The 12,714-nt window shown below is 47.1% G+C and carries 9 protein-coding genes and 1 pseudogene; 6 read left to right on the top strand and 4 right to left on the bottom strand.

Features of this window, described 5'->3' with window-relative positions; translation table 11 throughout:
- Positions 1-208 (top strand): annotated as a pseudogene (locus tag QZW47_RS11740) (ISKra4 family transposase); the annotation flags it as partial.
- A gap of 118 nt (positions 209-326) precedes the next feature.
- On the opposite strand, the gene QZW47_RS11735 reads toward QZW47_RS11740, so the two are convergent.
- The 3 genes from QZW47_RS11735 to purM all read right to left on the bottom strand — a co-directional run bounded on the left by QZW47_RS11735 (position 327) and on the right by purM (position 4,241).
- A complete protein-coding gene (locus tag QZW47_RS11735) occupies positions 327-1,076 on the bottom strand; it encodes an amino acid ABC transporter ATP-binding protein (RefSeq protein ID WP_293127306.1) in 750 nt (249 codons plus the stop codon).
- Positions 1,042-2,505 (bottom strand): ABC transporter substrate-binding protein/permease, encoded by a 1,464-nt coding sequence (locus QZW47_RS11730; protein WP_293127304.1) that lies wholly within the window; start codon positions 2,503-2,505, stop codon positions 1,042-1,044. The genes QZW47_RS11735 and QZW47_RS11730 overlap by 35 nt, the downstream gene beginning before the upstream one ends.
- Before the next feature lie 707 nt (positions 2,506-3,212).
- Complete coding sequence (purM, locus tag QZW47_RS11725) at positions 3,213-4,241, bottom strand: phosphoribosylformylglycinamidine cyclo-ligase (RefSeq protein WP_293127302.1); 1,029 nt, start codon at positions 4,239-4,241, stop codon at positions 3,213-3,215.
- Positions 4,242-5,153: 912 nt separating this feature from the next.
- Here purM and QZW47_RS11720 point away from each other — a divergent pair.
- The 5 genes from QZW47_RS11720 to QZW47_RS11700 all read left to right on the top strand — a co-directional run bounded on the left by QZW47_RS11720 (position 5,154) and on the right by QZW47_RS11700 (position 11,318).
- Positions 5,154-6,215, top strand: a complete 1,062-nt coding sequence (locus tag QZW47_RS11720; RefSeq protein WP_293127300.1) for a septal ring lytic transglycosylase RlpA family protein — start codon at positions 5,154-5,156, stop codon at positions 6,213-6,215.
- 481 nt (positions 6,216-6,696) lie between these two features.
- Positions 6,697-8,307: a bifunctional pantoate--beta-alanine ligase/(d)CMP kinase gene (locus QZW47_RS11715; RefSeq protein ID WP_293127298.1), complete on the top strand. Its 1,611-nt coding sequence runs from the start codon at positions 6,697-6,699 to the stop codon at positions 8,305-8,307.
- Positions 8,308-8,922: 615 nt separating this feature from the next.
- On the top strand, positions 8,923-9,039 hold the full coding sequence (locus QZW47_RS11710) for a hypothetical protein (RefSeq protein ID WP_293127296.1): 117 nt from the start codon (positions 8,923-8,925) through the stop codon (positions 9,037-9,039).
- Between the two features lie 73 nt (positions 9,040-9,112).
- A complete protein-coding gene (locus QZW47_RS11705; protein ID WP_293127332.1) occupies positions 9,113-10,351 on the top strand; it encodes a transposase in 1,239 nt (412 codons plus the stop codon).
- 43 nt (positions 10,352-10,394) lie between these two features.
- Positions 10,395-11,318 (top strand): polysaccharide deacetylase family protein, encoded by a 924-nt coding sequence (locus tag QZW47_RS11700; RefSeq protein ID WP_366930859.1) that lies wholly within the window; start codon positions 10,395-10,397, stop codon positions 11,316-11,318.
- A 305-nt stretch (positions 11,319-11,623) separates the two neighbouring features.
- Here the strand turns inward: QZW47_RS11700 and QZW47_RS11695 are convergent, their stop codons facing one another.
- The gene (locus tag QZW47_RS11695) at positions 11,624-12,685 is read right to left on the bottom strand and encodes an FAD-dependent oxidoreductase (protein ID WP_293127292.1); all 1,062 of its coding nucleotides are present in this window, start codon (positions 12,683-12,685) and stop codon (positions 11,624-11,626) included.
- Positions 12,686-12,714: the final 29 nt, after the last annotated feature.

Below are 12,714 nucleotides of genomic sequence, written 5' to 3'. Positions count from 1 at the left end.
TATCTAGAAAAGCATCGCTCTAGAATTGTTAACTATGAGCAATTATCATCAGACAAGATTTGTTCGCCGAGGCTCGGGAGCCGTGGAATCGACGGTCAAACAAATAGATAGAAGGTTGAAAATCTCCGGGGCTCAATGGTTGAAAAAAAATGTCAATCAAATGCTAAAACTTCGTTGTGCTTACCTCAACGACCGGAGGGCCATTTGAGGCTTTTGCAAAACCGGGATGCTCCCAATGAGAGTCCTTTCTCAGAAAACTCAGAAGAAGGACTCTCATTCCTCACTACGAACTTGAAGAAGGACTCTCATTCCTCACTACGAACCTGTTAGAGCATTTTTTCTAGAAATTGCTTGGCTCGATCGCACTTGGGGTTACTAAAAAACTCCTGCGGCGGCACATCTTCCGCCACTTTTCCGCCATCCAGAAACAAGATGCGGTGGGCGACTTCCCGTGCAAAACCCATCTCGTGAGTCACAATAGCCATGGTAATCCCCGTCTGCGTCAAAGCTTTCATCACGTCTAACACTTCTTTAACCATTTCAGGATCGAGTGCAGAAGTCGGTTCATCCATTAGCAAAATTTCCGGTTCCATCGCCAAGCAGCGGGCGATCGCCACCCGCTGTTTTTGACCCCCCGAAAGCTTAGAAGGATAAACTTCCGCCTTATCCGACAAACCGACTTTTTCCAGCAATTCTAAGCCCTTCAGACGCGCCTCATCCTTACCAACGTGCTTGACTTTGATAGGTGCATAGGTCACATTTTGCAGCACCGTCATGTGCGGGAATAAGTGGAAATGCTGAAACACCATCCCCACTTTTTGCCGCATTTTCATAATATCGGCTTTCGGCAAAGTGATATCCACGCCGTCAATGTAGATTTGTCCCGAAGTCGGAACTTCCAGTAAATTCAAACACCGCAAAAAAGTAGACTTACCGCAGCCCGAAGGGCCGATAATTGCAATTACTTCTCCTTTGTGAATCTCCGTGGTAATCTCGCGCAAAACCTTAAGATTGCCAAAAGACTTATAAAGGCGATCGACTTTAACTGCTACTTTGGAGTCTGCGTTCGAGTACATTGGCCCCCCAAGTTAAACTAAGCACCATCAAATAATAAATTGCGCCGACAAATATCAAAGGTTCAAAGTAAATGTACTTTTCGGCTCCGACAATTGTAGCGCGGCGCAGCAAATCTTCTACGCCAATCACTGAAACCAAAGCTGAATCCTTCAACAAAGCAATACTTTCATTTACCAATGCAGGCAAAATATTTTTCAATGCTTGCGGCAAAATAATATCACCCATCATCAGTTTGTAGGGAACGCCAAGGGATTCTGCTGCTTCTTTTTGACCTTGATCTACAGCTTGAATTCCCGCGCGGATTGTCTCGGAAATATAAGCGCCAGAATTCAGGAAAAAAGTAATCACGCCAGCTTGCAGCGCCGATATATTATAGCCCGTAAGCTGCGGGGTTGCAAAATAAACTAAAGTCAATTGCAAAATTAGCGGCGTTCCTCGAAAAATCGAGGTGTAAGCAGTGGCGAACCAGAACAGCGGTTTAATGCTAGAAATCTTAAACAGAGACAGCACGATTCCCCAGAGAAATCCCAGAAATGCCGAGAGCAAGGTAAAGGTGAGCGTTACCCAAATCCCTGACAAAATGTAAGGCAAATTCGGCACAATTTTGCCAAAATCTAACCCGAACTTGGGTGCAGCAGCAGGCTGATTTCCTTGAGCGGGTTCTTGGGCGATCGATCGCGAAAACCACTTAGTAGCTAGTTCCTGAATTTGACCGCTGGCTTTCATTTGCTGGAGGACGCGGTTGAATTCGGGAACTAATCTCGAACCTTTGGGGAAGGCGATCGCCGAACCGCTTTCTTCAGTATTCGGAATTGTGTTAAATTCTAAGTCCGGGTTGGCTGCTGCATAACCTTTTGCGACAGTATCCTCGATTACCCCCGCCGCGATCCGGTTCGCTTTAATTTCTTGAATGAGATCAGGAATCTTGTTCAGAGGAGCGACTTGCACCCCGGCCATTTTTTTCACAGCTTCCTGCTGAATGCTTCCGAGTTGAACGCCTACTTTTTTCCCGGTTAAATCTTCAGCTTTGGTCAACTTGCTGCCTTTATTGGCGACAATTGTATTTTGAGCTTCGTAGTAAAGCTCAGAAAAATCTACATTTTTTTTCCTTTCGGCTGTGGGAGTCATTCCCGCCATGACAAAATCGGCTCTTTTTGCCTGCAAAGCCGGAATTAAGCCGTTAAAATCCATGCCGATGACTTTCAGCTCGTAGCCCAACTCTTTCGTAATATATTTGGCAATATCGATGTCAAAACCGATGATTTCGTTGCCGCTAACAGCCGTATCTTTAAATTCGTAGGGCGGGTAGTCTGGGGAAGTCGCCAGGGTTAAAGTCTTGTTGGCTTGGGCGTAACTGGCGATCGCAATTAAGCTAAAGGCGATCGCGATCGCCGCCGCCAGCATCGATCGCAATTTAAAACGTTTCATCTCGAGCATTTTCCTCACAAATCCCCTAGCAAAAAATCTAAAATCTGCAATTAAGTCACGATGCTAACAATAGATATAGTCCCCTAAAGTTCAGTTACTGGGATTGTCGTTTATAGCCGAGTCCCAAAAAGGTGAGGTATAGCAGTGGGCCTGGGACAGTAGACAGAAGAGCCCTCCGAGCTTTCGTCGAAGAGTGGACAGAAGAGCGCGCTGAGCGACTTGCCCGCCCGCGAAGTCGAGCGGAGTCGAAGAGTTGCTTCGTCAAGGAAATCAAACGGTTTCTGCTATGGGCTATAGGTTCTATTCATGAGGTTATTTATGTCCTCACCGCTGTGGCGATTGCTGTACAGGTTTTGATTTTCCATTTTTCGGTTTTAGATTGAATAATTGGCCCGGAGCGGCTTCGCTCTTCGGGCAAGGATTGAGGGATTGAGCCGTCAATACCCCTAGGATATCTCGAACTGCTATAGCTTTTTGTGAAATCAACGGGGTTGCTGCCAGTCTTGTGAAAAAGTCGGCCGTAAAAAAGAAGTATTACCTGTTGACTTGTCGCGAATTCTTATGGTATATTTTAGATAATGGGAGTGGTGACTCAATTTTAAAAATTGCCACCACTTCCATTATTTAATAATACTTTATTGGATGGTAGAAGTCAAGCGATTGACCCGAAAAAAAAAGGCGATTTTTTTTTATTCAATCAATTAAAATTAATCAGTGCCCATAACTAATTCGCCGTTACCGTCAATAACTTCGCCGATCGCAAACGCAGCAATTCCCTGAGACTCAAACCACTTCACAGCCTGCTCAACTTCCCGGCGATCGACCAACAACACAAAGCCAATACCCATATTAAAAGTATTGAACATATCGATAGTCGCCACAGAGCCAGCTTCAGCAATCCAGTCAAAAATTGGCAAACTCGGCCAGCTATTACAGTCAATTTTCACAGATTGATTCACTCCCAAACAGCGCGGCAAATTTTCCGGCAAACCGCCACCGGTAATGTGCGCCATACCGTGAATTTCCAAACCGCTCTTAAGGGCTTCGAGGACTGGTTTTACATAAATTGTAGTCGGAGTCAGCAGCACTTCTCCTAAACTTTGACCGCCTAATTTTTCCGGTTGCGAATGCCAATCAAAACCTAAATCGCCGGCAATTTTCCTTACCAAACTAAAGCCGTTGCTGTGTACGCCGGAACTAGCCAGCCCGACAGCGACATCTCCCACTCGCACCTGCGAAGAGTCCAACAACTTGCTCTTTTCGACAATTCCCACACAAAAACCAGCCAAATCGTACTCGCCGGCTTGGTAAAAACCGGGCATTTCTGCGGTTTCTCCTCCCAGCAAAGCACAGCCCGCTTGTTTGCAGCCGTCAGCAATTCCTGTCACTACCGCAGCTAATTGTTCGGGATTTAACTTTCCCGTGGCTAAATAATCGAGAAAAAAGAGGGGCTCGGCGCCGGATGTCAGCACGTCGTTGACGCACATCGCTACCAAGTCGATTCCTACTGTATCGTGGCGATCGAGATCGTGGGCTAATTTCAACTTAGTCCCGACGCCATCAGTACCCGAAACCATCACCGGCTCTTTTAAACCCTGCGGGACGCTGAAAAACCCGCTAAATCCGCCGAATCCGCCCAAAACACCCGATCGGTGGGTGCTTTTGACTGTATTCTTGATGCGATCGACAAAAGCTCTGCCCGCCTCAACATCTACACCTGCTGCTCGATAATCCATAAGTCTGCCAAATCATTTGTACGTTTTAGTTTATGCCGAAGAGCAAGTCAAACGATTTTGGATTTTGGATTTTAGATTTTGGATTGGGGATTGGGGATTGAGGATTGAGGATTTGAGACTGGGGATTTGAGACTGGGGATTTGAGGCTGGGGATTTGAGGCTGGGGATTTGAGATTTTCAGGTGAGCTCCAACGTTGAACGATTTTAAATTGACCAAGAATTTCAAAGGTGGTACCCGCCACGTGATTTATCCGTGGAATCAATCCAAAATCGTTCGACAGAGCGAAGTCGAAGTCTCAAATCTCAAATCCTCAAGCCCCCGCATTTATCCGTGGGGTCAATCTAAAATCTCAAATCTCAAATCTCAAATCGGTTGACTTGCTTCACTCGATCTGGTATATCGAATAGGAGTATCAAATTTGTCATTCAAAGTAAGTATTTACACTATAGCAGACTCAACTTTAAACGCTTGACAAACAAATTATTTCAGGTTAATCATTTGGAAAACATAAAATACGCGAAATTTTTGTAAAGTTTTGTAAATTTTTCTGGAATTTCAAAAACGGCTGTAACCATTGCAATTAAAGGATTTTGTGAGACATAGTTCTGGGAAGATTTGAATAAAATTGCTGCAATGTATCGAAACAGCGATCCCCAAGCGCAAAAGTTTGTGGTAGTCTGTTGCAGTTCGTTACCAAAACACAAATTGCGGATCGAGTATGAGTTGTCAAAGCTCGGGGAAATTTCAGCCAGATTTTTTTGGGCTGAAGCATTAAAGCAAAAATGCACACCGATACTTTGCTTTGACTCACGGGGGAAGGGCGAAGGAATCAAGAAAAATTCTTGACTCCTGCCGCCAAGTGGCCAATCCTCCAATCTCGGTTGGCAATGGCTCTTCACAAAAATGGACGTATGAAGGAAAAATTTGTTGGTGGTTTACTCGCTGTCCTGTTAGTTCCTGTTGTAGGAACAGCATCTTCTTGTCACGCACAAGCCACAGATGCCCTGAAGCCAAACTCTCAGGGTTCCAAGCAGCAAGTAATTGCCACCCAACCGTCCCCGCAGTTAAACGCAACTCGGGCCGAAGCACAAAAAGTCGGGCAGTATCAGTATCAAGCAAGAGCTGATATTGGCCAAGACTCGATCGTCAAAATTCTGCCCCACGAGTTGGACGGGCGACAAGCAGCGACAGTCTACGTGCGAAATATTCCAGTCATCACCTTTCTGAACCCAAGTCAGGAAACCAACACTAAAATTCGATCGACAGCCGGTACCAAAGCAGATCCTAGCAATCAGTCAAAAGTAGCCGGCAGCAAAGAAAATTCCCCAGCCGGAAACATTGCCAGCAATTCCACCAACCAAGAACCAGATCCAGTGTGGCGGGCATCCAGCTTAGCAGCAAGACTCAACCAGCTAGCTCGCAACAACATCGATCCCAACAGCATTACCGTTAAGTGGGAAACAGGCGAGCGCTACATTATCCAGGCAAACGGCGAGGACTTGGTAAACATCAACGCCCAAAACATCCTCCCGGACACCACGAGCGACTTCAGCCGAGACGCCCTGCAAGTAACCAATCGCCTCCGCCGCCTCTTGGGCAACGCCCCACCCCTGGAAGCAGTCGCAGGCGAACCCCAACCAGAAGCCCCCGTGCTGTCTCTGGGCCCAGTTCAAGTGCGCCTCAGCGGCTGGGCTTCCTGGTACGGCCCCGGATTTGATGGCAACCTCAGCGCCAGTGGCGAGCGTTTTAACCAAAATGCCTTGACTGCTGCACACCGTCACTTGCCCTTTGGTACTCTAGTCATGGTGAAAAATCTTGACAACGGGCGCTCGGTAGTAGTTCGGATTAACGATCGCGGCCCTTACGTGGGCGATCGACTGATTGACTTGTCCGCCGGCGCAGCCAATGTGCTGGGCATGATGAGCAGCGGTGTTGCGAGAGTGGAAATCCAAGTAATCGAACCGAAACAATAAACAAGTGTAGGACGGTGAACCCTTCTGTAAGGCACAATACAAAAGTTATCCGAATTGTAGAAGGCAGAAAGTAGAACCAAAGTGACATCTGGCACCATCTCAAGAACAGGCAAGATGCCTGTTCCACAAGACATGAAGTTTCTTGTGGGGTGGGCGTCCCGCCCGCCCTTGAAAAACTGTGCAAGATATAAGTGAGACTGACATCTGGCACTCACACCATCTCAAGAACAGGCAAGATGCCTGTTCCACAAGACATGAAGTTTCTTGTGGGGTGGGCGTCCCGCCCGCCCTTGAAAAACTGTGCAAGATATAAGTGAGAGTGACATCTGGCACTCGCGGCCAAAGTCGCGCTCTTTTGCACGTAAGGTACGCGCTGTCTTGCACATAAGTTTGTTGCTAACATTGCTGCAAGATGTCAGATTAAATAAATTCTCACTCAAAAATTCTGCATTCTGCCGAATGCCTTCAGGAGATTGGATCGGTGCAACTGTTTACTAGCATTGCAGCACTTCGCTGCTACTTAAATTCACAAAAGTCTGCTGCACCTCATGTGACAGTCGGTTTGGTGCCGACGATGGGAGCTTTGCACGCCGGACATCTGAGCTTGATCCAGCGAGCAAGACAAGATAATGCGATCGTCCTGGTTAGCATTTTTGTCAACCCGCTGCAATTTGGGCCAACAGAAGATTTTCAAGATTATCCCCGAAATTTGGATCGAGACCGGCTGCTGTGCGAACAAGCTGGCGTTGATGCCATTTTTGCTCCCGCAGCAACAGAAATGTTTGGGAATCCAGCGGGCGATTCCCTACGGGATAGCTTCGCCGCGCGTACAGCAACCGACAAAACGGCCCAAACAGCAATTGAACTTTCATCCTTAACTCAAGTAGTACCGCCACCCGCCATGACATCGGTGTTGTGCGGCAAATCCAGGCCGGGTCATTTTCAGGGAGTCGCGACAATTGTTACCAAACTTTTGAGTTTGGTGCAGCCCACAAAAGCTTATTTCGGTCAGAAAGACGCACAGCAGCTAGCAATTATCCGCAAGCTGGCTGTTGATTTTAACTTGCCTGTAGAGATTGTTGCTTGCCCGATCGTCCGCGAAGAGTCAGGACTAGCAATGAGTTCTCGAAATCAGTATTTAACAACAGAGCAAAAACAGCAAGCCTGCGCCCTCTACCGCGCGCTGCAACAAGCCTCAAAAACTTTTGCCTCAGGCCACCGTAGCGCAGCCGCTGCACTCGCTGCCGCCCGCGCCGAAGTCGCTACAGAACCCGAAGTTAAGCTCGAATACGCCGAACTCGTCGATCCCGACACTTTGACGCAGTTGCAGGTGGTGGAAACAGCGGGACTTTTAGCCGTAGCAGCCAGAGTCGGCTCCACTCGGTTGATTGATAATATAATTCTGAGGAACCGCAGGCCAATTGTGGCGATCGACGGCCCGGCGGGTGCTGGAAAATCTACCGTAACTCGCGAAGCAGCAAGGGTTCTGGGCTTATTTTATTTGGATACAGGCGCGATGTATCGGGCGCTGACTTGGCTAGCTTTGAAGACAAACACGCCGATTTCCGACGAATGTGCGATCGCCGAATTAATCAGTTACAGCTATTTGGAATACAATCTCGATCCCGCATCTTTCATGCTGAAGATTAACGGCGAAGACATAACCGAGGCAATTCGCAGTTTGGAAGTGACATCTCGCGTCTCGGAAATGGCGGCAATCCCCGCTGTGCGCCAGTTTCTAGTAGATGAACAGCGGCGCTGCGGTATCAAAGGTGGGATTGTAGCAGAAGGCCGCGATATTGGGACTAACGTGTTTCCGGATGCAGAATTGAAGATTTTTTTGACGGCTTCGGTACAAGAGCGAGCGCGCCGGCGACTGTTACAACTTAAAGACACCGATCGGGCTAATATTAGCTTGGCCCAGTTAGAACAAGACATCGCTCTGCGGGACTCCAAGGACAGCACCCGCTTGGTGGCACCTTTACGCAAAGCTGACGACGCTGTGGAAATTCAAACAGATAATCTGACTGTTGACGAGGTGATCGATCGGATTCTCGGCTTGTATCAAGAGAGAATCCGCCCTCAAACTTAATTTGAGGACGCTGGGGCGGGCGATCGCCCTGAACAGTAAGCTAGGGGCCCAGCTTCTGAGTCTGAGTCCCTAGCTATATAGAATAGAACGTGCAATTAACGGAATTTCAGCGTCTTCCGGAAAATTGTCACTATTCCCCGTCTTGATGGGTTAGGGGAACTCTGGCGTACAATACTTAAACTTGTTAATCCTGCCGGACTTCCCCGCGATCAATTAGTTGGACTAACATTTCTAGGGACAATCCGATTTAAACGCGATCGTCCTGAGTGAATTAACTTAATATCAACATAAAATTTAGAATTAATTGTGCAAGGTGTGAAGGTTGATCAACAGTATGACATTTTCTAACAAACGTTTACAATTGTTCACTTATGCCATAGAGTGAATGGCATATATACCACTCAGACTCATGAGTCTAGTTTCTGGGCTTGCACCCAAACACAGAGACAAAAATACGCAGATGAAGGGAAAATCAAAAGCATCAAAAACGGCTCTGGACAAAGACTCTACGATGTCGAGTCCTACGGGCGCGGTGCAATTGGAGCTACCACTATTTGCTAATGTCGGGTCAGTTCAACCAAGCAACGAGACCACCTTGCTAGGCAAATTGAATTCATGCGAAAACAACATCAAACAGCCGAAATCGTCCAAGATATCGGTTCTGGACTCAATTTCAAAAGGAAAGGACTGCAAGCCCTATTGGTCAGACTTATGCGCCCAGATCAGCTCTAAATTGTTGTTACCTCTAGAGACAGGTTGTGCCGATTCGGATTTGAATTATTCGAGTTTATGGTCAAACAAAACGGTGGAGAAATCCTGGTTTTTTCAAGCCCTGTACAGAGTCAAGAAACCGAACTCACAGCCGATCTTCTTGCCATCCTTCATATCGACCGTTGCAGAATGCACGGACGGCGAAGCTACAGCCAAAAAATCAAGGAAGATCCGAATATTCCTAAATGCTGACCAAAAAGCTCTCTTGAAAAGATGGTTTGGTGTTTCCCGGTTTGTATTCAATACAACAATCAAATACCTACAGGAACCGGGAACCAAGGCTAATTGGCTGGCGATTAAGACAGGGATTCTCAACTCGTTACCCGACTGGGCTGCATCAATCCCATTTCAAATTAAATCAATTGCCATCAAGGATGCTTGTCAAGCTGTCAAAAAAGCCAAAGCAGATTTCAAAAAAGATGGGCAAATCCGTCATTGTAAATTCCGCAGCCGCAAAGATACAAAGCAATCTGTTTTTATCCCCAAAACTGCTATCAAAGACTGCGGAATCTACCACACAATCCTGGGTCAATCAAAGCTGAAAGAGGCATTACCCAAAGATTTCAGCGATGGACGGTTAACACTTGCCTATGGTGAGTATTACCTGATCGTTTCTGAAGAAGTGCAGCCACGTCAGACCGACAACCAAGGTCGCTTGGTTGCCTTAGATCCCGGTGTTCGCACGTTCATGACTTTTATTTCCGAGGATTCTTATGGATATCTCGGCAATGATTCCAATCTGCAAATCCAAAAACTGTGTTTTAAGCTAGACAAGCTGATCTCAAAGATGAGCAAAGCTCCTAGCGCACAGAAAAAGAGATTTAAAAAAGCGAGCGACAGATTGAAATCTCGGATTCAGCACATGGTAAAAGAGCTTCATCATAAGACCGCCAAATTCTTGGTTGAGAACTTTGATGTAATTCTATTACCATCATTTGAATCTTCGGAAATGGTCAGTAAATCACGCCGTAAGATTCGGTCTAAAACTGTGCGTCAAATGCTCACCTTGTCTCATTATCAGTTCAAGAAACACCTGGAGTGGAAAGCTTGGGAATCGGGCAAGGTAGCCCTAACCGACATTAATGAAGCTTACACATCGAAGACGGTTTCCTGGACTGGAGAAATTAAGCAGATTGGTGGCTCCCGTGTAATCAAAAGCGCGGATGGACAGTCTATGAACAGGGATCTAAATGGTGCTCGCGGGATTTTCACGGGCGAGGCATTGGTTGATACGCCTTGGTTGAAAAAACACCTCAATTTATGTGTCTGTTAGCAAACGTTAGCAAAAAAGTATCGGAGAGAATGACGTGATCAAAATGAAACGGCTCTTGAGGCGGCGAAAAAATTTAATCGTTGCTTTTCTGGCCGCCGCAGGCAGTTTTTTACTGGGTGTGATGTTGCCGATGAACTTGCGCGCAACTCAACCAGCGGCACCCATCCAGCCGCAAGTCTTGGCCGTATCGTCGCCAGAACCAAAACTGATATCTAATGTTAGTGGAATCCAAGGGGCGATCGCCCATCGAGTTGAAGTTTCGCAAAAGGCCCTAGCTCAACAGCAGGAAACCCGCTTTCAATCTGGGCTGCCATCCCAGTTTAAAGGTACCATGCTGCGTCAGGCAAAACTGGATGAGCAGCACAAGGCGATCGCCCTGACATTTGATGACGGCCCCTGGCCGACAACAACTACACAAATCCTAGATATTCTCAAGAAAAACAATATTAAGGCTACATTCTTCTGGGTAGGAAGATACCTGCAAACTTATCCCGAACTTGGCAAACAAGTTGCGTCAGCCGGTCACGCGCTCGGCAACCACACTTGGAACCACCAATATATTAAGTATAACGAAGAAGGTGCCGCTCGCGAGATCGATCGCACCTCAGCCTTAATTGAGGAATTGACCGGAGTCAAAACGTCAATGTTCCGGCCGCCGGGAGGAATTTTAAACAATGGATTGGCAGCTTACGCCCAGAAGAAAAATTATGCAGTTATCATGTGGTCTGCTGATTCTTTAGATTGGCGGGCGGCGACGCAATCGTTGATGGACAACGTGATGCGGCAGGCAAATTCCGGAGGCATAGTGCTGATGCACGACGGCGGCGGCAATCGATCGAGAACCGTACAAGCTTTGCCCGATATAATTGCTCGATTCAAAAAAGAAGGCTACCAGTTCGTAACAGTTCCTGAGTTATTGCAGAGGCAAGAACAAGAGTTAAAACACCAGGAAACAGCACAAAAATAAAAAAATGGGAAAATGGAATCAATCGTCATTTTCCCATTTTTTTTGATAATTCGGTTTGTAGTGAGGACTTCAGTCCGCATCTATAGAAGGACTGAAGTCCTCACTACAAACCTATTGAGAAGGGCGAAATTTTCCCATTTTTTTTAATAATTGGGTTCGATCGTTCGGACTTCAGTCCGCATCTATAGAAGGACTGAAGTCCTCACTACAAACCTATTGAGAAGGGCGAAGTTTTTCCATTTTTTTTAATAATTGGGTTCGTAATGAGGACTTCAGTCCGCTCTTAAGAAGGACTGAAGTCCTCACTACAAACCTAGAGACAGGGGCGAGTCCTCCAGTTGAGAATTAACCCAACCAGCCGCCGCAACTCCCGATCGCAAAGCAGCTTCAATTTGACCTTCGCCGCACAAATCCCCCGCACAAACCAACGGGAGAGTTCCTTCCGCCACCAAACAAGAAACAGGCAAAGGATTTCGACAAAAAGCATAGCGCCAGCGGTGAACTTGCAACCATTCCGGCTGCTTGAGCCAAGGCATTAAATGTTCAGAAGCGCGATCGAGCAATTCTTGACCGACAATATTTAGATCGGTAGCTTCTAAATAGCGATCGGCAAAATTAGCACTGCTGTGAACCACAAACAGGGGCTGTGGCGGATCGAGCCGCTTGCTGCTGTCGATGCCAATCCAAGCTAAATCAGAATCATCGGGAAAAGAAAGAGATTTCCACTGCGGATTGAGAGCGCTCAAATCCGAATTCCGTTCCGCAGGATAGCCAGCCATAACTGTAATGCAAGGGTCGTATTCTACCGAACGCAATTTGTCAATAAAATCAGAGGAAAAACCTATTTCTGAATCCAAAAACATTAAAGCTTGAGGAGCAGGAATTGCCACCACCACAGCCTTAGCAAATAATTCTTGAGGTAGCTCTAAATTGTCGTCGGTAACTTCCAGAGCAAGACGCCACATTTGACTGTCGGTACGAGAAATCGCTGTGACGCGGCGGCCGTACCAAATGTCTAAACCCTCTGCGATATACTTACCGACAGCATTCATCCCAGCAGGTGCGACATAACAAGCACTAGGAATAGATGATATTTCTCCTTGTCGGAATTCGGACACGCTATCTGTCCAAAGTTTCAGGATCTGGCGATCGACCAAAACATCAATTAACGCCTGCACCGCATCTCCCTGCGGCTCCAGATAGCGTGCCCCATGATCGGCCCTCGTGCCCTGTACGCGGCGAGTAGCGACTCGTCCCCCCGGGCCGCGAGATTTCTCCACAACCGCCACAGAATAGCCAGCCAGACGCAACTGTCGAGCACAAATCAGCCCCGCCATCCCCGCACCGATCGCCACAACATCGAACATAGGTATAAATTGTCAAGTATTTTTGATTA

Source organism: Microcoleus sp. bin38.metabat.b11b12b14.051 (assembly GCF_013299165.1).
Taxonomy (GTDB): Bacteria; Cyanobacteriota; Cyanobacteriia; order Cyanobacteriales; family Microcoleaceae; genus Microcoleus.
The sequence above is the reverse complement of the archived record's forward strand: the minus strand, read 5'-3'. Positions and strand labels throughout refer to the sequence as shown.